Annotated in this window: 22 protein-coding genes; 3 read left to right on the top strand and 19 right to left on the bottom strand. The window is 37.4% G+C overall.

The genetic code is table 11. From position 1 onward, the window contains the following. Positions 1 to 83 precede the first annotated feature (83 nt). Entirely contained in the window at positions 84 to 1,547 is a 1,464-nt protein-coding gene (locus AC3WJG_RS11360) for a sodium:solute symporter family protein (RefSeq protein WP_098332376.1), read from the bottom strand. Continuing rightward, positions 1,544 to 1,744 (bottom strand): DUF3311 domain-containing protein, encoded by a 201-nt coding sequence (locus tag AC3WJG_RS11365; protein ID WP_013055761.1) that lies wholly within the window; start codon positions 1,742 to 1,744, stop codon positions 1,544 to 1,546. The genes AC3WJG_RS11360 and AC3WJG_RS11365 overlap by 4 nt, the downstream gene beginning before the upstream one ends. 201 nt (positions 1,745 to 1,945) lie before the next feature. On the opposite strand from AC3WJG_RS11365, the gene AC3WJG_RS11370 reads away from it, so the two are divergent. Further along, positions 1,946 to 2,923, top strand: coding sequence for a bile acid:sodium symporter family protein (locus AC3WJG_RS11370; protein WP_337133617.1), 978 nt, complete (start codon positions 1,946 to 1,948; stop codon positions 2,921 to 2,923). A gap of 173 nt (positions 2,924 to 3,096) precedes the next feature. Here AC3WJG_RS11370 and gdh read toward each other — a convergent pair whose 3' ends face one another. Both gdh and AC3WJG_RS11380 read right to left on the bottom strand, forming a co-directional pair. Beyond that, positions 3,097 to 3,882: a glucose 1-dehydrogenase gene (gene gdh / locus AC3WJG_RS11375; protein ID WP_025749618.1), complete on the bottom strand. Its 786-nt coding sequence runs from the start codon at positions 3,880 to 3,882 to the stop codon at positions 3,097 to 3,099. A 62-nt stretch (positions 3,883 to 3,944) separates the two neighbouring features. Then, on the bottom strand, positions 3,945 to 4,796 hold the full coding sequence (locus AC3WJG_RS11380; RefSeq protein WP_025749619.1) for a RhaT/GlcU family sugar-proton symporter: 852 nt from the start codon (positions 4,794 to 4,796) through the stop codon (positions 3,945 to 3,947). 289 nt (positions 4,797 to 5,085) lie between these two features. On the opposite strand from AC3WJG_RS11380, the gene AC3WJG_RS11385 reads away from it, so the two are divergent. Beyond that, positions 5,086 to 5,400, top strand: coding sequence for a winged helix-turn-helix transcriptional regulator (locus AC3WJG_RS11385; RefSeq protein WP_028407725.1), 315 nt, complete (start codon positions 5,086 to 5,088; stop codon positions 5,398 to 5,400). 23 nt (positions 5,401 to 5,423) lie between these two features. Here AC3WJG_RS11385 and AC3WJG_RS11390 read toward each other — a convergent pair whose 3' ends face one another. The 13 genes from AC3WJG_RS11390 to galE form a co-directional block, all read right to left on the bottom strand. Further along, positions 5,424 to 7,397: a PAS domain S-box protein gene (locus tag AC3WJG_RS11390; RefSeq protein ID WP_114324379.1), complete on the bottom strand. Its 1,974-nt coding sequence runs from the start codon at positions 7,395 to 7,397 to the stop codon at positions 5,424 to 5,426. Between the two features lie 224 nt (positions 7,398 to 7,621). Continuing rightward, positions 7,622 to 8,395, bottom strand: coding sequence for an EAL domain-containing protein (locus AC3WJG_RS11395; protein ID WP_098579087.1), 774 nt, complete (start codon positions 8,393 to 8,395; stop codon positions 7,622 to 7,624). Positions 8,396 to 8,637: 242 nt separating this feature from the next. Next, on the bottom strand, positions 8,638 to 8,838 hold the full coding sequence (locus AC3WJG_RS11400) for a hypothetical protein (protein ID WP_337133621.1): 201 nt from the start codon (positions 8,836 to 8,838) through the stop codon (positions 8,638 to 8,640). A gap of 236 nt (positions 8,839 to 9,074) precedes the next feature. Further along, the gene (locus AC3WJG_RS11405) at positions 9,075 to 9,752 is read right to left on the bottom strand and encodes a YvcA-related protein (protein WP_337133623.1); all 678 of its coding nucleotides are present in this window, start codon (positions 9,750 to 9,752) and stop codon (positions 9,075 to 9,077) included. Between the two features lie 97 nt (positions 9,753 to 9,849). Continuing rightward, complete coding sequence (locus AC3WJG_RS11410; RefSeq protein WP_337133625.1) at positions 9,850 to 10,515, bottom strand: YvcA-related protein; 666 nt, start codon at positions 10,513 to 10,515, stop codon at positions 9,850 to 9,852. Further along, positions 10,512 to 11,210, bottom strand: a complete 699-nt coding sequence (locus tag AC3WJG_RS11415; RefSeq protein ID WP_337133627.1) for a YvcA-related protein — start codon at positions 11,208 to 11,210, stop codon at positions 10,512 to 10,514. Before AC3WJG_RS11415 ends, AC3WJG_RS11410 begins: the two co-directional genes overlap by 4 nt. Positions 11,211 to 11,315: 105 nt before the next feature. Further along, positions 11,316 to 11,978, bottom strand: a complete 663-nt coding sequence (locus tag AC3WJG_RS11420; protein ID WP_337133629.1) for a YvcA-related protein — start codon at positions 11,976 to 11,978, stop codon at positions 11,316 to 11,318. A gap of 106 nt (positions 11,979 to 12,084) precedes the next feature. Continuing rightward, complete coding sequence (locus AC3WJG_RS11425) at positions 12,085 to 12,447, bottom strand: hypothetical protein (protein ID WP_337133631.1); 363 nt, start codon at positions 12,445 to 12,447, stop codon at positions 12,085 to 12,087. Further along, positions 12,448 to 14,061, bottom strand: a complete 1,614-nt coding sequence (locus tag AC3WJG_RS11430) for a DUF6792 domain-containing protein (protein ID WP_263034519.1) — start codon at positions 14,059 to 14,061, stop codon at positions 12,448 to 12,450. Beyond that, the gene (locus AC3WJG_RS11435) at positions 14,054 to 14,737 is read right to left on the bottom strand and encodes a YvcA-related protein (RefSeq protein ID WP_121944530.1); all 684 of its coding nucleotides are present in this window, start codon (positions 14,735 to 14,737) and stop codon (positions 14,054 to 14,056) included. The genes AC3WJG_RS11430 and AC3WJG_RS11435 overlap by 8 nt, the downstream gene beginning before the upstream one ends. Before the next feature lie 258 nt (positions 14,738 to 14,995). After that, the gene (locus tag AC3WJG_RS11440; RefSeq protein WP_337133637.1) at positions 14,996 to 15,385 is read right to left on the bottom strand and encodes a PepSY domain-containing protein; all 390 of its coding nucleotides are present in this window, start codon (positions 15,383 to 15,385) and stop codon (positions 14,996 to 14,998) included. Positions 15,386 to 15,590: 205 nt separating this feature from the next. Further along, on the bottom strand, positions 15,591 to 15,773 hold the full coding sequence (locus tag AC3WJG_RS11445) for a DUF3973 domain-containing protein (RefSeq protein WP_013055747.1): 183 nt from the start codon (positions 15,771 to 15,773) through the stop codon (positions 15,591 to 15,593). A 229-nt stretch (positions 15,774 to 16,002) separates the two neighbouring features. Then, entirely contained in the window at positions 16,003 to 16,983 is a 981-nt protein-coding gene (galE, locus tag AC3WJG_RS11450) for a UDP-glucose 4-epimerase GalE (RefSeq protein ID WP_074678814.1), read from the bottom strand. 239 nt (positions 16,984 to 17,222) lie between these two features. Between galE and AC3WJG_RS11455 the strand changes: the two genes are divergently transcribed. Continuing rightward, complete coding sequence (locus tag AC3WJG_RS11455; protein ID WP_337133642.1) at positions 17,223 to 18,239, top strand: acyltransferase family protein; 1,017 nt, start codon at positions 17,223 to 17,225, stop codon at positions 18,237 to 18,239. Between the two features lie 38 nt (positions 18,240 to 18,277). On the opposite strand, the gene AC3WJG_RS11460 is transcribed toward AC3WJG_RS11455, so the two are convergent. Together AC3WJG_RS11460 and AC3WJG_RS11465 are read right to left on the bottom strand one after the other, a co-directional pair. Further along, entirely contained in the window at positions 18,278 to 19,162 is an 885-nt protein-coding gene (locus tag AC3WJG_RS11460; RefSeq protein WP_337133644.1) for a fumarylacetoacetate hydrolase family protein, read from the bottom strand. Beyond that, positions 19,159 to 20,358 carry an amidase gene (locus AC3WJG_RS11465; protein WP_337133646.1) on the bottom strand — a complete coding sequence of 400 codons (1,200 nt, stop codon included), beginning with the start codon at positions 20,356 to 20,358 and terminating at the stop codon, positions 19,159 to 19,161. Before AC3WJG_RS11465 ends, AC3WJG_RS11460 begins: the two co-directional genes overlap by 4 nt. Between the last annotated feature and the right edge of the window lie 195 nt (positions 20,359 to 20,553).

Below are 20,553 nucleotides of genomic sequence, written 5' to 3' on the forward strand. Positions count from 1 at the left end.
TGCTAGAAGGATCTAACGTTGACCCTAACAAAAAAACGAACCACTAATCAAACGTGTTGATCAATGGTTCGTTTTCACTTCGTCTAACATACTTTTGTCCCAGCCTCGTTTTGCTTTGTGAGCATACTGACTCCCCACATTACGATAAAGTTGATAAGCAGCGCAATAAATCCGACGTTGATATCTTTCATTTGCTGAGGCAGTGACGGGAACAACGTACCAATAGTAGATCCGCTGATTGTAATATAGGCCACTACAATAATTCCAGCAACAATCCCCCACGCTGCTCCTTGTTTCGTTACAAAATTATTTTTCTTCAAGCTGAAAAGCAGAGATGGAAACAGCTGTGTCATTAGACTATAGCCCATTAAAATAATCGTTGACAGCGTCGTTCCTCCGTTTAGCGTAAAGTAAACAGAAATGAGAGCCACAACCGGTACAAAGCTTTTCGCTAAACGAGCAATACGCGCTTCGCTTGCTTGAGGCGCAAACGGTTTGTATATGTTTTTAGCCAGCAGCGTTGACGCACTCATTAACAGCATCGATCCCGGCACAAGCGCTGTCAGCAAACCAGCTCCTCCTATAATTCCAATAAACCAAGGATCAAAAGTTTGGATTGAGATCCGTAATAGCGCAAGATCCACGTCTCCTCCGCTTAAACCAGGAACTTTTAAAATAGCTGCAAATCCAACAAAAAATACAAAGAGCAGCATCAGCGTATAAAGAGGACTAATGATTGCATTTTTACGAAATACCTTTGCATTTTTCGCTGTATAGCTTGAACTAAACACCTGCGGCCACATATAAAAACCAAGTACTAGTAAAATAACGGTCGAAATAAACCACGAGACGCTCAATCCTTGGTCAGGAAACTTTAAAAACCCTGGCTTCGCTGTATTCACCGCTTCAAACATCGGACCGTATCCTCCGTAATAATGAAAAGGTAAATAAATGCCTAAAAATCCAATCACAGCAAGCATCATAATGTCTTTAATAACGGCCGTCCATGCAGAACCGTGGATACCGGATATCATAACATACAGCGTTAAACTGATAGCTCCCATCCAAATGGCTGCCGGCATTGAAATGGCGCCGTATGATGCTTGTGATACAATAATCCCCAATCCTTTTAACTGCACAACAATAACAGGAATGACAGCAATCACTCCTACAGCAGCTACAAGCACACCAAGGTAAGGGCTTTTATATTTGCTTACAAAAAAATCAGGCTGCGAGACGAGCTTATGATCTCTTGCATACTTCCAAATAACAGGAAGAAGCCAGTATGATAAGACATATGATAAGCTAATATAAATTAACACATAAAGTGCAGGAGCTCCTTTTCCATAAGCCCATCCGCTTCCGCCTAGAAACGAAAACGTTGTATAGATTTCTCCGGCCATCAGCACAAACACTAAAACCGCCCCGAAACCGCGTCCGCCTACCGTCCACTGCTCCAAGTTCATATCCTTGCCTTTGGTTGATCGTATGCCAAGAAAAATAGCTGCCACTAAAAATAGTAAAATAATAATAAGTGCACTATTCATTCTTCTTCCCCTTCCCGATTTCTGGGATCAAGCTTATACATAACCCCTAAAATAATGGACGTAAGCACCACCCATATCACCATCCAAAACATATTGAACGGCATACCGAGAACAAACGGAGTGACTCGATTAACAAAAGGGAGAAAACCTAATATGCCTACGAACGGAAGGACAGACAAAATATAGATAAATTTCATGACTAAACTCCTCCGACTTTCTAAAACTAACTTCTTTATATTACCACATATTCCGTGTATTCAATGAAGGAATGCTTGCATTTAAACTGAAATAATCTCCAAAAGATAAAATATTCTGTACTATTTTACAAAAATACTGTTTTCATTTTTCTGAATAAATAGTATAATTTCTTCTTATAGTTCGCAGGAGGTATCGTACAGATGAAAACAATAGAGAAAATCAGTACATTTGCAGGAAAAACGTTTACGCTTTGGGTTATTTTAATTTCCGTTATTGCCTACTCATTCCCAGAGCACTTTGTATGGATTGGAAAGTACATCGTTCCGCTCTTAGGAATTGTCATGTTTGGAATGGGATTAACGCTGTCAGCGTCTGATTTCAGCGAAGTATTTCGAAGACCGAAAGAAGTAGCACTAGGCGTGGTGGGACATTTTATCATTATGCCGCTTCTTGCATTCGGTTTGGCGATTGGCTTAGATTTACCAAAAGAAATAGCAGTGGGCGTTATTTTAGTAGGCTGCTGTCCAAGCGGCACATCATCAAACGTAATGGTCTTTTTGGCTCGAGGAAACGTTGCGCTCGCAGTTGCTATCGCTTCTGTTTCAACCATTTTAGCACCGATTGTTACACCGCTTCTTATTTTATTATTTGCAAGCAAGTGGGTCGATATTGATATCATGTCTCTTATTATTTCCATTATACAAGTTGTCATCATTCCGCTTGCTCTTGGATTTACGATCAAAAAGTTTTTTGGAAAAGCTGCAGAAGCAAGTTCCAAAGCTCTTCCCCTTGTTTCAGTAGTCGCGATTGTCTTGATCGTATCTGCCGTTGTGGCAGGAAGCCAAGCACAGCTTGCTAAAACAGGCGGTATCATTTTTGCCGTAGTTGTTCTTCACAACATTCTTGGTTTCACAATCGGCTTCTTCTTTGCCCGCTTATGCGGAATGGATCTAGCCAAACAAAAAGCGGTGGCAATGGAAGTTGGCATGCAAAACTCAGGGCTCGGCGTCACTATCGCTTCCACTCACTTTTCGCCGCTAGCCGCTGTCCCAAGCGCCATCTTCAGCGTCTGGCACAACATTTCAGGCTCAGTTCTTGCCTTTATCTTTAGCAAACTAAAAGACAAAAACCAGCCATCGTCTGATAAAAAATGGCTGGCTAATATAACAAACTTATAAGGGATCAAAAAGCTCCCTTTACTCTTCTCAAAAAGGTTTTAAAAAGTTCTTAAAAGGTTTTACCTAGGCGAATGCCACCAACCCCGCAAGGGGGGTGGCATTCGCTTAGGTATAAAAAAAAAGACATGGCCGATTTTGCCATGTCTTTTTTTCTACATCGATTCTAAACTATATTAGCCTCTTCCTGCTTGGAAAGAAGGATATTTCGTCATACCACCATCAGCAAATAATGTAATACCTGTTACATAGCTTGCTTGTGATGATGCTAAGAATGCTGCAACTGCTGCTACTTCTTCTGGTTTACCGATGTAACCCATTGGAATCATGCTTTCTACATCTGCACGTTGTTCTGGATCTGCAAATTTCTCTGCGTTAATTGGTGTGTTCATCGCACCTGGTCCAATGTTATTTACGCGGATACCTTTTGGCGCATATTCAAGAGCCAATGTTTCCGTCATTAGTTTCATACCGCCTTTACTTGCTGCATAGTGAACAAATAATGGCCAAGGAATCATTTCGTGAACGCTAGACATGTTGATAACATTTCCTTTAATGTCGTTTTCAACGAAATATTTAATCGCTTCACGGCTTCCTAAGAATGCGCCTGTTAAGTTTGTATCAATAACTTTGTTCCAGTTATCTAGAGATAGCTCATGAGAAGGAACTGGGTTTTCAACACCAGCGTTATTAATCATAACGTCTAATGTACCGAATTCTTTAATAGCTGTTTGAACAAGATTTACAACGTCTTCTTCTTTTGTTACGTCGCCTTGAACGATGATTGCTTGTCCGCCTGCTTCTTCTACTTCTTTTTTCGCATCTAAAGCTTCTTCTTCATTGTTGTAATAGTTAATAACAACTTTTGCTTCTTCTTGACCGAAACGAACAGCCATTGCACGTCCTAAACCTGTTGATCCACCTGTAATTACAACTACTTTATCTTTTAAATCTGTATACATAATAAAATCCTCCTAGTGTTTTCATTTATTCATACATACTATTATTAACTTTTACGTAAACGTTAACTTTTAGCCATTCCGAGGAATACGCCACCTAAAATGATGAGCACAATACCAATCGTAATCGAAATAAGCTGACGCTTTGTTTTCTTTTCTCCTAATAAGAAGATACCGCCAAGCGTTGAAATAACAATTCCCATTTGTGATAATGAGAAGCTTGTTGCAACCCCTACTTTAGGTTGAGAAATAAATAAGAACATATTACCAGCTGCCCAAATCAGCCCTGGAATAATGTTGCGAATTGCGTATTTATTAAACGGTTTGTGTTTATAAGTAAGTATAAGTCCACCAATTAACATACCAATAGCTTGTGGGAATAGCGCCGACCATCCGTCTACATTAAATAAACGAGCGACAACTACATACACTAAGTATCCAATTGTTGAAATAATAAGGGTAATAATCCCTTTTTTGAATTGTCCAGATTGCTCTGCATTTTTTTCGCTTTCTAGTGATGTTAACACAATACCAATAACAATAAAGATAAGAGCTAACACGCCTAAAATAACGGTTGTTGTTGTTGACCACTCGTGAAATACGATAACACCAAACAGTGATGTCGTCACAAGCTGCATACCAGTTGAAATTGGCATGGTTTTTGAAACACCAATATAATCAATCGTTTTCAACTGATTACTTTGCCCAACTGCCCAAAATAATCCTGAAACGATTCCGACAATAAAAATAAGCGGCGTCAATACGGGATGAACTACGAAGTAAATAACGGCTGAAAAGATCAGCGCACCAATTGTAGTCCCAAGCGTTTGACTGTAAGGACCTCCGCCCAATTTAACGTTGAACAGGACAATACTTCCCCAGAAAATCGCAGGAAGAATAGCCAAAAGGATATCCATTTGATACTAACCTTCTTTCTCAAACTCTTGATGTAATTGTAAATTTAAAGTACCTTTTATTTAACTAGGTAACTTTATGTAACCAATCTTAGACCTTTTTTCTTGATACGTCAACAATAATATGTCGATTTTGTGACTTTTTTTGAATACTTTACAATACAGCGTTTCCAAGCTACTGAAAGTTTTGAAAATAAAAAAAGATAGCCTTTTCATTATCCAAATGTTAGTATATAATAACATTACAGTGGTTACTTTTAATATCCTATATACAATAAAGTAGGTGACATCAATGAATGATTTTGATGAGTTATGTCCAAAAGTGTGGAAAACATTCGATATAATAGGAAAAAGATGGAACGGATTGATTATTTATGTCCTGATGAGCGGTCCTAAACGCTTTAGTGAAATTCACAGCAGCATTCCTTCTTTAAGTAAACGAATGTTAACCGAACGAATGAAAGAGCTGGAAGAAGAAGGAATTGTGATCCGGCACGTTATTCCTGAACGTCCCGTTCGCATTGAATATATCTTAACTAAAAAAGGATCAGAGCTTGGTATGATCTTAGGGCCCGTCAGTAAGTGGGCAAAAACATGGATAAAATAAAAAAGCCTCTTTGGAGGCTTTTTTTACGTTTGATAGAGGATATAATTATTTTTCCCTTCTCTTTTTCCTTTGTATAACGCATCATCTGCATTTTTCAATAATAAAGCAGCCGATTCCCCGTCCTCTGGATAAATAGAGACGCCGATGGTAGTTGTTGTGCGCAAACAATAGCCCCGTACATTCCAGCTTTGCTGAAGAGAGACATGAATCCGCCCAGCAATTTGTTCAATTTCCCGTCCATTTGTGACGTTTAAAATAATGATAAACTCGTCTCCGCCCAACCGATAGATGCGATCGCCTTTCCGTACACAGCTTTTTAATCTCTTCGTGTATGCTTTTAAAAATTCGTCGCCTATATGATGGCCATATTCATCGTTAATCTGCTTAAAATTATCACAGTCGAGAAACAAAAGCGCAAAAAACTCATCGCTTTTCCGCTGCCCATTTTCAATTACTTTGTTTAACTCTTTTAATAACATCGCCCGGTTGGGAAGACCTGTTAAACTATCGTGAGTGGCTTCAAAATGAAGTTTATTTTCTAGCGCTTTTTGTTCAGTAATATCATTGTGAATGGATACGTAATGAGTAATATTTCCGTCTATATCTTTTAACGGCACAATTGTTTTCGATACCCAGTATGACTGATGATGCTTCGTCTCCATTTCAAGCTGTCCTCGCCATACTTTTCCGCTTTTTATTGTTTCAAGCAGCTCATGGTGGTCATGATGAAGCTCTGCATCTCGATAATACTTCCCTAATAAATCTTCTTTTTCATAACCTGAATACTGTACATACATATCATTTACATAGGTAATAATTCCACTTGCATTTATAATCATAACGCTAGCTGATTCATCAAGCGCATATTTTATATTTTCAAGTTCTTTCAGCGTATAAGCCAGCTGTTCTTCTGCTTCTTTTTGAGGCGTAATATCGTGTAAGATTGCATAAGCCCCAACCGTTTGATTATTTACTTTAACAGGAATCGTTGTAATATACACATGTTGTATAGAATGTTGGCTTCTGCGGAATGTTAGTTCTGTACTATAGCTAATTTCTTCATATACATTCCAAGACTTGTAGTTACAGGCTCCCAGTCTTTTAGCAATATCTCGGTAATTTTGATGCAGCACATCGCTTGCAGAAAGCTGCAGCGTTTCTAAGAATGCGCTGTTGATATTTAAAATCGTGCCGTCCAAATTCAGCATACAAACCGCGTGGTGGTGGTTTGTAAATAGCGATTTGTACCACTGTTTGCTTTTTATGAGCTCCAATTCTAATCTTTTAATAGCTGTGATATCTCGGTAAATCACCGAATAGGCGACCAGTTGATTTTGATAGTCATAAATCGGTGAACAGCTGACAGAGACACACACGCTTTCGCCGCTTTTTGTGTACCTGACTGTTTCATAAGGAGGCAGCGTCTTGCCATTTTTTAATTCTGCTATTAATTTAAGGTTTTCTTTTTCCTCTTTCTTTGACACGATGTTCATCTCTTGACGGCTTTTTCCTATAACTTCTTCTTTTCTCCACTGAAATAGCTTTTCAAATGCCCCATTGACTGTTAAGACCTTCTCATCACAATCAGCAATTAAAATGGCGTCTACCGTATTTTCTAGAAACGCATCGAGCAAACGTGTGCTCTCTTCCTGCGTTTTTTTATAATGAATTTCTTGAGCCATGACAAGGACATGTGAAGGGGTTGTCGCTTGATTAAAAAGAGGGGTAAATGTTACTTCATATGCATGCCGGTCGGGCTGAAAAAGCTGTATGTATTGATATTGAATCGGTTCTTTCATGGCAATAGCTTTTTCACAAAGTGTGTAAAAAAGCAGATTTTCTTCTTTATTGATTATCTTGTCTTCCATTTTGTCAAAGAATTGCTGAGCTGCTTTGTTACATTCTTTATAATATAGCTGATGTTTTTCTTGCTGAATTAAAATAACAGGCTGCGGCATATTCATAAAATAAAATTGGAATACCCCTTCACTATACATACTAAATATCCTCCATCTGCCTTTGGAATTTCACTAAACGTCTTGTTTTGATATGCAATTCACTCATTCTCCCAAACCAACGCGTCTTCTTTACCCCTTAAAATATTTTAACAATCGCACAAAATCACATAATTTTATAAAAATTCAAGACATCTGCGTTGCATATAAGGCTAATTACCCATTCTCATATTACGATAAATTATCTATTTAGTGAAGTGTATGGTTTAAGAGTTCAGCAGCCTTTCTCGTCTGAATAAACTGCGGTACTTATTATAAGTTAAGTAGGAAGAGATCGACTGCGGCGTGCCCAGCAAATAGCCTTGAGCAGCATGTAGGTTTAACGAAATCGCTGCGGCTAAATCTTTATCTCGTTCAACGCCTTCTAAAATGAGATTCGTATGCGGATAATAGTTAACAAGCAAATCAATCAGATCTTTCTTTTGCTTGCAGTCGGCTAGCCCTTCAGCATAGCTTCGATCCAGCTTCATATAGTGAGGCTCGTACATGCTCACTTGTCTCATCGCTGCGGCTCCTGCTCCAAAATCATCAATCGCGATTTTGAAACCCGCCTCTTTCAAACTCACTACTCGGGCAAAAAGAGCAGGCGATTCCCATAAAATCTTTTCATGAAGCGTTTCATTTAACTCCCATACAACGCGATGCTTCGCATTTTTATAGGTGTTCAACAGATACGTTAAAAACAGCTGAAAATGCGGATGGAGAAGAGTAGATGGAAACACATTGATAAATACATCCTGTGATTTCAACACATCAAACGGAAAGTGTTTGATCGCTCCTTCAATTGCCATCGTATCAAGCTTGTACAAATAATTATGGCGTCTTGCCAGTGAAAACAACTCTTCAATCTGCCCTTTTGCGAAAGCCGTGCGCAGCAAAGCCTCAAAACCCAGCGTCTCCCACGAATTCAACGCATAAATAGGCTGATATACAAACTGAAAGTCTTCATACGTCAGTTCCTTTAAAACATGAGCATCCATTCTTTCGTTTAATCACCTTTCATTTTCAATATACTATTTCTTCCACAACTTAAACTTATAAAAATATATCCTAAAAACAGATAATTGTCCATTAAAAGGAAGATATTCCATTAGGCGATTTAGGTATTTTGAGACTTTCTCGGGGCTTATGATAGCAACAAAGAAGTGTTTTAGAGGCTTTTATGCTTTTGATAGATAGGCTGTAAAGGATGTTTCAAACAAGAGATTGAGACATAAGCAACTCAACCCCATCTAAAGATGAGCAAATTAAATAAAGGGACTAGTATAGATTGCTTGGGACACCGCGGTTGATTTCCGTGCATGGCTCGTGCATGGCTTCGCTTTCCGCGGGCGGCCGCTGAGCCTCCTCGTCGCTTACGCTCCTGCGGGGTCTCACCTGTTCCGCTTTTCCCGCAGGAGTCTTCGCCTTGCCCTCCAATCAACCGCTAGAAACACCTAATATGTGAAATTTACGTTTATCATATACTTAGCGCAATAACCTGTTATCGTTGGCTTGTAAACATAGACAAATTGCTCATGTTGATAAATAGATGCTAGTTGGAAAACCAAGGATAACAGCCCATTCAAGACACTACAAAAAATATTGCACCTACAGCTAAGCAAATCCTATAACTTTCTTCATCTAACTTGTTACCTCTTCTTCTCTATAAATTCTCTACTATTTCCCCTCATTAAAACGAATATTTTTCAGCATTTTTAAAAACCATTCTTGTTTTTTGTCTTCATCACCGCTTTTATATTTATCGCTACTATCGAAGGAAATCTGTACTATTTTATTAGAACGCTTATCTGCTACATATGCCAAGTATGTATTAGGAATATGTTTCTTCTTATCTACTATTACACGCTTTTCTGTTCCTTTGAAATAAATATAAGCTGATTGGTAGTAAATCCTCGTCTGTGAGTTTTCAATCTTATTAGGAACACTTAATCCAAATCTTCTCTTAAATAAAGCCTCAACGTGAATACTCTCATCTGCAGGATTACTGGTTAAAAACTCAGTTTTTATATAGTTCGCTTGTGTTTTACCTTCAACTTCTTCATTGTAAACAGCCCACCAGCTCTCGTAAGAATTATTATTGATAGCATAATCCTCTCTCTTTTTATGCAAAACTTGATACTCTTCTGGAAACCACATCGTATACTGCCCTGTCTTTGACTCAAACTCATAAAACCCGTCGTCTACTTTTTTATCTTTATTCAAGAACTTACGAGTAAAATGGTCATCAAAAGCTGGGGCATTGGGGTAACGTTCTTCATTTATCAGCCATATTCCACCTATTAGAATAGATGACCCTACGATTGCTGCAATGATAGTCTTTTTACGTTTTTTCATCACTCCACACATCCTTTATTTCCATTGCTAGTACAAACTTTAAAATTAAGAAATTTTCTTCAGCTATTGTTTAAAACAGAATGAGTAGACCTTGTTTTTATTCTATTTTAAAGGTAATACTCTTTAATATCTTTATAATCCATTCCTCACGTTCTTCTGCTGATTTTTCAGAAAGTTGTTCTGTACTATCAAAATAAAATTCGATTACCTGCTCAGAGTTTTTATCCGCAATATAGCCTGCATATGTACTTGGCGTACGTTTATTAAAATCCGTAATTACTCTTTTATCTGTGCCTTTAAAATAGATATACGCGCTATCGTAATAAATTTTTGTTGTATCTGTCTGTAATTTTTGAGGATCATTAATATGAAAACGGTTTTTAAATAAGCCCTCTACATATATCTTTTCTTTATTAGTTTTTTTCTCAGACAGCTCAATATCAATATATCCTTTATATCCATCGTGGCTATTGTTAGCAGCTTTCAAGAATTCATAATATGTATAGTCTTTAACATAATCCGAAGCATCCTTATGTATGATTTGATACTCCTCTGGAAACCACATCGTATACTGTCCTGTCTTTGACTCAAACTCATAAAACCCGTCGTCCACTTTTTTATCTTTGTTCAAGAACTTACGCGTGAAGTGATTATTAAAAGCCGGAACATTTGGATAGCGTCTTTCATTTATTATCCATACCCCGCCTATTAAAATAGTTACTCCTATAATGAGTGCAATGATAGTCTTAGTATGCTTTTTCATCTTCTGGCATCTCCGTTATTTTCTGCTCTAAAATGGATACTCTTTAACATATTTAAAACCCATGTATTCTTTTCCAAGTTACTATCTTCTATAAAATCTCCAACCTGATCCATTGATAATTGAATGACCTTTGTCGATTCCTTATCAGCCACATAAGCTACGTATGTATTTGGGACATGTTCTTTACTGTCATTTATCACATGCTTCTCGGGCCCTTTAAAATAAATGTAAGCAGATTGATAGTAAATTCTAGTATTAGAAGTTTCTATTACCTTTGGTTCACTTACATTAAAACGATTCTTCATAAGACTTTCTACGCTAAAAGATTCATCTCCTGGATCTCTTCCTTCTGAAAATTTTAAACTGATAGAATTAATTTGATGTTCCTTTTTATGCTCTTTGGTATAAGCTGCTACCCATCTTTCGTACATTTTTCCACTTACGACATAATCTTCATCATTTTCATGTATTAATCGATACTCCTCTGGAAACCACATCGCATACTGTCCAGTCTTCGACTTAAACTCATAAAACCCATCGTCTACTTTTTTATCTTTATTCAAAAACTCACGAGTGAAATGATCTTTAAAAGCTGGAACATTTGGGTAGCGGCTTTCATTTATGATCCATATTCCGCCTATTAAAATAGTTGCCCCTGTAATTACTACGATAATAGTCTTTGTATGCTGTTTCATAGCTGCACACCCTTCTTCATTATTTGAAACAAACTTCTTTTCCTATTATTAAATAGTTTTTACCGAATACTATTACCCGAAATTGCTTCGTGATGTATAGCTAACTTAACCGTAAAATTGAACACTTCTTAAGATTTTCATTAACCATTTTCTCTGTTTCTCTTCCTCAAATTGTTTATTTTTAAATCCGCTCGTTTCAAAAGAAAATTCAATTACTTTGTTAGAAGCTTTATCTATAATATATGCATAAAAGCTATTGGGTTCTTGCTTAATATCTTCTACTACTTGATTCTTTTCATTTATCTCAAAATGAGCACTTGAAAAATAAATTTCAGTTTTACCTGTTTTAATAAGCTTTGGCTGTTCAGAAATTAAATGATCTTTAAAAAAGCTTTCAAGATAATCTTGGTAATTTCCCTTGTGATCTTTAGCCATCCTGACATATATAGCTCCTCTATACTCTTTGGTTTCACTTGTTGAGGGAACAGCTTCCCATTGTTCAAAATCTTTATTATCTTTAGCGTAATCACCATTTTCACTCAGTAATGTATACTCCTCCGGAAACCACATCGTATACTGCCCTGTCTTGGACTCAAACTCATAAAAACCATCATCTACTTTTTTATCTTTGTTTAAGAATTCACGCGTAAAGTGATCATCAAAAGCAGGGACGTTTGGGTAGCGGCTTTCGTTTATCAGCCATATTCCTCCTATTAAAATAGCAACTCCTATAATGATTGCGGAAAGGGTCTTCGTACGTTTTTTCATTGTCCTACACTCCCTTTATTACTCTTTTGAAATAAATAGGACTTAATGTAAATTGTTCAACATATAAAAATCCCTCAGACCACTGTCTGAGGAATAGCAGTATCCCTTATGTTAATTCACTTTCATCCATTGATTCTTTATATCGAATTTCGTACTCTCTCTTATTCATATCTTTAACAGAATGCATAAAACTCATAATATGCTGAAATGCTCCAGTATCATACTGCTGAGCTCGTAGCGTATATCCCCGCTCAGCTGCTTCTAATTTACTTTTAACCGCATCCGCAAACTCACCCGTTTGGTTTTCTAAATAGCTTTTAGCATGCCAAAGCTTTTCATTCACTTCTTGATCCTTCTTGATTAACTCTTTAATCCTTTTTGCCTGCTCATCCTTGAAGTCATCACCATCAAATTGGAACGTGTATTTACCACTCGTTGTTCCTGTGTGTGTAAAATCGAAATCAAACAATTAAATCCCCCCTACTACTTCTTTCATGCTTTTAATATCTGAAGCTACCGATTCGTCTGCTTCCATCATCTTCTCGAAATTTTGAAAGAACGCTTCAAGAAACTTTTGATAGTATGTAACTTCCTCTTGAATAGAAGAAATAATCTCTTCAACAGGGGTAAATACACTATCGTCTAGCGGGTCAAACGTTTTATCAAACGTCACTTTTTCAGCCACACGCTTTTGTCCAAACCATGCGAGAGTAGCGCCGTCTTTATCTGCCTTTTCCATAAATGACTGGGGAGAAGCTTCTTCTCTGGATATTTTCATTTTTAACTTTTTCTTCTTAGCTTCGAAGACTTCGTTAATTTCACTATGTAAATACTGCTTTAGTGTATTTAAGTTTGCTTCTTTGTCTTTAATAGCATTAGCACAGTAATAAACAAACTTCTTCATTTGTTCATAATCTAGCAAGATTTCTTCCTGAGATCCTGAATCAAAAACCTGATAATATGTCTTCATAGCATTAGCTTCTGTGCATTTGACAACATAATTAATTCCGTGGAGTTTTGCTTGTTTACTTTGAGATATTCCTTTAATAAGCTGAAATGTTGCTCCAGGGCTAGTAAATGTATTTACCATTGCTGCTGCACCTACTCCTATACCTGCTTTAATCTCTCCAAAATGAAGAAAAGGATATCTTTTTACACTCTCAAGATATTGATCACGTGTTTCTGGCAGGTTAAGCAACGTTTCTTGTTTCACATGACCATTAACAAAGCCTAAGCCACCTAGTATCGTTTTTACTCCAAGATTATAGCGAAATTGGTCTATCATATACACTGGGTTCCATTTTGCTTCTGTCTGAAAAGGATATTTCCCAATGTTAATCATTTCTTCTGTATCTAAATCTCCAAGCATCGTCACTTTGTTACCTGCATACCAGCTGCCAGGAAACGATTGTGCATGCATTGGTTCACCTTTCACCCAAGTATGGCTGATAGCAGCTTTTTGTCTCTCATAGTAGATGTTGGCTAGTTCTGTTAGCCTTTTAGCAGATATTTTATTTTCTCTGCCTACTTGATGCTCCACGTACCTTGCAAAGGTCTGATCAAGCTCCACTAGTTGCTTTACATTAACAGGTGCATCATTTAGGCCCCTTACACCTGTAAAATTCTTCGTTATCAAGCTCAATGTTACTATAAGGTGGCCTCCCAAAGAATGCCCATCGCCATATCTTTTTACTTTCACATTGGAGCCTTTTAAATTTGCCTCTACTTTTTTATACATCTTTACTGCATCGTTAATCTGTGCATTATTTTTTCCAGCTCCAACACCTAAAGCATCATAAACAACATCTCCAAAGTCCTTAGACGGCTCAGTGCCTCTAAAAATATAATAGACTTCGTTAATATTTCTTTGTTTATCATAAAAATGAATAGCAGCTCCGTCAAATCCAGACTTTTTTCCAATCCCCATCTCTGAGCTACTGTAAATTTCAAAATTAGGAATTTCTCTCCCTGTATGTTTTTTGTATATCTCTTTAATTTCTTTTTCTTTATTAGATAAGTTTTTATATTCAAGTTGAGTTATTTTATTTCTTAAACTATCATCTAAAATGCATTTATCATTCATGCTTCTTTCCCTCTTTAAAATGAATACTATTCAGTACTTTTACAAACCAATCTTTTTTGTCAGATTCCCTACCAACTTGATTATTTAGGCTGTCATCGAACCATAATTCTATTACTTTACTAGACTTCTTATCTGCTACGTATGCTATATATGTATTAGGAGCATGTTTATTTTTATCATAGATAACATGTTCTTCTGTTCCCTTAAAATAAAGATATCCTGTATCAAAGTATATACGTGTATTAGCTGTTTCCCACTTTTGAGGATTATTTACTCCAAACTCATCTTTAAATAAACTCTCCACGTAAATAGATTCATCATCAGGATTGCTCTCTGATAACTTTACTTGTAAATAGTTCAACTGATTTTCTTCTTTATTCTTAACGGATGAAGCTTTCCATCTTTCATAAAAATCTCCATCCCTTACATACTGTTGCTCATTTTCATGCAACAACTGATACTCCTCCGGAAACCACATCGTATACTGTCCTGTCTTCGACTTAAACTCATAAAAACCATCGTCTACTTTTTTATCTTTGTTTAAGAATTCACGCGTAAAGTGATCATCAAAAGCAGGGACGTTTGGGTATCGGCTTTCGTTTATCATCCATATTCCTCCTATTAAAATAGCAGCTCCTGCAATGACTGCAATAATGGTCTTCGTACGTTTTTTCATTGTCGCACACCCTTTTAGTTATGTTATAACCTATGTTTTATACATGTTCGATACTATCATACTTATAATGGGAGAGTCATAAGCAGAACGAATCAAAGAACCATAATTAGGAAGTGGTTATTTTTTACTATCACTTACCCTTTCTTTTAGATAAGTAATCGTTTCTTTTTTATTATTTGTTACCTTTGCTAAAGGCTTCTCCAAATAAAGAAAACCCCACTTTCAAAAAAGTGAGGTTGATTACATAATATAGGCCATTTACTGAACGCTTCGCTCTTCTTGTGCCAGCACATCAATTTCAGCGTCAATTTTCACGCTGTGGGTTTTCCCATCAAGTCCAAGAATCACAATTTCGTACTGCTTGTTAGCAAGGACAATCGATTCGATAATACCTTTATGCTGTCTTAATGCATATGCTTTTGCACGGCTTTTAGTTAAAGGAATCGTTTTTTCTTTCAAAACATTGCCGGTTTCGGCGTTAATTTTTACTTTGTGCTCTTCTCCGTTTAACGTAAGGATGTCTACTGTATAAATAGGAAGAGTGAGTATTTTACTCAGCGATATGGATTTGACAATGCCTTTATATTCTTTTAATGCGAGAAGCTTTGCTTGTTCTTTCAACAAAAGTGATCGTTTTTCAGAAATCATTTGACGCCATCCTTTCTAGTTTATAAAACGGACTGCTGTTTCAATTTCTTAACGTACCATATCTTATGTATACGTCTACTAACTAGTATAGCGGGCTTGTCTTAAATTTCTCTTAATATTACATGAAAGATAGCTGAAGAAAGCTGTTATTCACTGAAAAAACTAGACCTGATTAGATCTAGCTTCTTATTGGTGAATGTGAATTCTACATCTTTTTCGTTTCGAATCGTTCTACGGCTCTCATTTGTTTGATTGATGGGGATTTGTGTACGCACATGCCCAGATGAACTTTTTGAAGCAAATAGGGATCAATGTAAAAACCATTTTGAAAGATGTTTTCTTTTTCCTGTTCGTCATGAAATTTGGAGCATCTTACACAGTAATACATATCATAACCTCCTTGCGGACTATTTTATAAACGGGGATAGTTTTGAATGGTATATTTACCTACATCATATGGAAAAGAACAAAAGTCGTGCTTGTTTAGGGAAAATGTCCGAAAAGGAGAAAGCTTGTCTGTGGGCTAAAACACTGGATTTTAAAAATGATTATTTAGAACATAAATCAGTTTAATCGTAATAAAAAAGCCTCTTTCAAAGAAAAAAGAGGCTTTTTTATTAATTTGTTACTTTTGCGCTGTTTTGATGCCAGTTCCAAGCTGATGCGATAATTTTTTCTAATGAAATTTGCGCTTTCCAGCCTAATTCTGCGTGAATTTTATCAGAAGATGCAACTAGGCGTGCCGGATCTCCAGCGCGGCGGTCTGCCATAACGACATTCGCTTTTTTACCCGTTACTTTTTCACACGTTTCGATCACTTCTTTTACAGAGTAGCCAAGGCCGTTTCCAAGATTGTACGTTGCTGTTTTCTTCGTGCCGTCTAACAGTGCTTGAAGCGCTGAAATGTGAGCGTTGGCTAGGTCCGTTACGTGAATGTAGTCACGGATGCACGTTCCGTCTGCAGTATCGTAGTCTGAGCCGAATACAGAGATGTTTTCACGCTCACCAAGAAGGTGCTGAAGAATGATTGGAATTAAGTGCGTTTCAGGATCATGACACTCGCCAATTTCCGCTGTTTCGTAAGCACCCGCTGCGTTGAAGTAACGAAGCACCACATATTCCATATCGTAAGCATTTGCAAAGTCAGCTAAAATCTGTTCAATCATTAACTTTGAACGTCCGTACGGATTAATTGGGTTTGTTGCCGTATCTTCTGTGATGATATCTACAGAAGGAATCCCATATGTAGCAGCAGTAGATGAAAAAATAAACTTTTTCACATTGTGCTTCATCATCGTTTGTAAAAGGGTTAACGTGGCAGCTACGTTGTTTTGATAATATTTAAGAGGATCTGTTACTGACTCCCCTACTAAACTATTAGCAGCAAAATGCATGACAGCATCAATTTTATGATTTGTGAATACGCTCTCTAAATCTTTCTCATTACCTAGATTTCCTTCTACGAATACCGCTTTCTCATCGATTGCCCAGCGATGACCCGTTGATAGATTATCAAGTACCACAACTTCATTTGTTTTCACTAATTCTTTTACTAGGTGGCTTCCGATATAGCCTGCTCCTCCGATGACTAAAATCATACTGTCAGTCAGCTCCTTTTTATTAAGTGTTGCTACAGATATCGTACCCGTTTCTTTTCCATTTGTAAATATTTCATTTTTCAGTCTCCTGCAGCGATACGATTATATTTTTTATTAGTATAGACAATCAATATGAACTCATTATGAAGAAGAGTGAAGTAAATTTTTATTGCTCTTTTTTACAGAGAATTAGATAATATAGCAGGAACTAATTTACTTATTAAAGGAATGAAAGCTTAATGAGCAAACACCATTCATGGCTAGATGCGCTAAAAGGATTATGTATCCTTACAGTAGTAGCAGGACATTCTGGCAGCCCTTTTTTTCATCATTATTTCTTTTGGTTTCACATGCCTCTCTTTTTTATGATGAGCGGCTATCTGTTTCACCCACGTTCTCGAATACAAGAAGTACGAGAATGGATTTTGAAAAAATGGATGCGTTTACTCGTTCCTTATTTTTCTTTTGGCCTGTTAATAGCAGCCCTTATTTTTCTTCAAACATTTAATGTTCGGGAAGTGTTACTGAACATCTACCATTTATGTATTGGCGGGAGAACTCTCGGATATTATTACGGCGTTTTTTGGTTTGTCACTTGTTTATTCTTAACTCACCTTGTTTTTGCCTATGCAGCTCTACTGATTAAAAGAAAAAGGTCGATGGTTCTTTTCTTAGCTTTATGCTATTTTATCGCTCATATTTATGTAACCTTTTCATTCCTTCAACAAAAAAACATTATATGGAGCGCCAATTCTGTTTTGCTATCCATTTGTTATTACGCAATTGGATACTACAGCAGACAAGCTTTTTCGTTTGTTGAGAGAAAAAGCTCTGTAATATTAAGCAGCTTGATCATCTTATTGATTGTAGCTTTAGAAAAGCTACACGTTTTTTCTTATACATTAGATATTAAAGCAAACGTTTATACATGGCTGCTTGATTTGATTGTGCCGCTTTGCGCGGCAAGCATTCTTGTATATATAAGCAAAAAAATGAGCTTAACAAAGTGGAGTAAACCATTTGAATACGTAGGAAGATCCTCGTTTACCATTATGTTCTTGCACGTACCGGTTACTATTTTAATAGAAAAATACACCGGCATATCTACTGTCTTTTTATACATAGTAATGGGAACATTAATTCCTTTAGTATGTCATGTATTGTTCAAACAATTTCTGCTTACTAACGCATTATTTTTAGGTGCGTTTCCTATTCCGAAAAAAGACAGCGGACAACCACTTCCAGTTTCGAAGTAAACAGCAATGTAACCCCTGCAAAAACAGGGGCTACGCTGCTAGATTTGCTGAGGCACTTTCTTCATATCTTTTACTTTATTTTTTAATGGAAGCATCCCTTCAATATGACATTCAATACAGTCCCCGTCTTCAATAACAGCCGGTCCCGGCGTTCCGGTGAGGATGATATCACCTGGATGCAGCGTCATGACTGTTGAGAAAAATGAAACACAGTATGCGATGTCGTAAATCATATTAGACACTGTATTTTCATGCTGCATGTCTCCATTTAGCAATGTGCGCACTTGAAGTGATTTCACGTTTGATATACTTTCTTTTGTAACAAATTCTGAGCCTATACTGCAAAAGGTATCAAAGCTTTTCGCTCGCATTAAGTAGCGATGATTCGCCGCATGAATATCAGCTGCGGTTACGTCGATTGCTGACGTATAACCAGCAATTACGTTTATGGCTTCATCTGGCTCTATATCCTTACACGTTTCGCCGATTACCACCGCTAGCTCCGCTTCAGCCGTTGTTTTGTAGGACTGCTTTGGAATACGAATGCTGTCTTCTGGTCCAATAATGGCGGTTGCGGGTTTTAAAAAACTAACTGGATCAATGGCACGGTCGTAGTCTTTTAGTTTTTCTTCAGAAGCGGCATAATTAAACCCAATGCCTAATAATTTCGACGGATTACTAATGATAGGAGCTGTTTTTCTGCCCTGCAAGTGCATTACAGGAAAAGAGCTGTTCATACCAAATTTATTATGGGCGTACCATGTTTCAAGGTGGCGAAGTTCTTTATATTGAATCAGAGCCCAAATTGTTGTAGACCAGTTTGTTAAATATTTGTTATTAATATCTTCTATAAGCAGAATGCTGTCATTGTCTAAAATGGCTGCTTGTTCTTTCCCTTGCTCTATTATATTTACTAACTTCATGATACGCTCCTTACCGATGCTTGAATGATACGATCGCTGTTTTCTTTTACCCAATTTAATAATTTTTCATCTTGGTTGTATCCTGCAATAAAAGATAAACCGATTGGCAAACCGTCTAGTTCTCCTGCAGGTATCGTAATTTGGGGAAGGCCGCTTAGGCCAGCAATACACGTCATTTGAAGCGTTCGCAATCTTCTGTTTTCTAACTCCAGTCCTTTTGCATCTTTTACAGGCGCGGGTCCTGGAGCTGTAGGAAGTACTAATATTCCTTCTTCTCCAAGCTGTGAGTACATAAAATAGCGAAGTTCACGACGCTTTTCTTCTATATAATTCATATTTAATAATGTAAGAGTGCTGGCCCATTGAAAGCGGCTTCCGATGTCTTCTCCAAACGTTGGATTTTCTTTTTGAATCCACTCTCCGTGCGTTTGCCAGATTTCTTTTCCTTGCAGCAAACGGAAGGTTTCCATATATGTAGAAAAACCCTGAGGAGCAATCGCTATCTCTTCTATAGTAGAAAAAGACTCCATTACGTGGTTAATAGACGGCGCAAGAGCCCGCATGCTTTGTTCATCCACAAGTTCCATCACATCTGTTGGTACATACAGCCGTGTAAATCCACTGGCACGCGACGTTGAATTCAATAAAACCGCTCCTACTTTTTGCAGAGTGTGGCCGTCTCTAGCCATTACACCCACTGTATCGAAGCTAGGAGCAAGTGGAATCAGACCGTTTGTAGAAATGCGTCCGTGAGAAGGACGATACCCGAAAATACCGCAGTAGCTCGAAGGAATTCGAACCGATCCTCCCGTATCTGTTCCAATCGCAAAATCAGTTATTCCCGCTGCGACAGCAACCGCTGATCCGCTTGAAGAACCTCCTGGAATTCGATCTGCGCTTTTTGGGTTTACCGGTGTTCCGTAATGCGCGTTTTCTCCATTTAATCCGTACATAAGCTCGTCAGTATGCGTAACTCCCTTTAGCGCGGCTCCTTCTTTTAAAAGAGCGGCTACTACGTCTGCATGCTCGCTTGCAGGCTGATGCGTGGCGAGCCAATCTGGATTTCCCGCACTTGATATATGTCCTTGTACATCAAATACGTCTTTTAACGCAAAACTCAAGTTATTTAACATTCCCGTTCCCGTTGGAGGTACGTAAAGATCACTGTCTACAAATGCGTTCCACGTATCTTTCATTCAACCATCTCCTCATTTCTTATATCTGTTTAGAATATAAAATTTGGAATAAGCTGGTCAATGAATGTGTCAGGTCTATTAACATTAATATTATGTAAATCTCCCAGCTTCTCTTTTCCTAGTGAAACTAACCGTTTCATTTCCCTTTTAGCATGTTTGCGAGTAAAGTAGAAACATATCATTTTACGAAAAGGA

The sequence above is a fragment of the Priestia sp. FW507-14D1A genome, assembly GCF_058781295.1.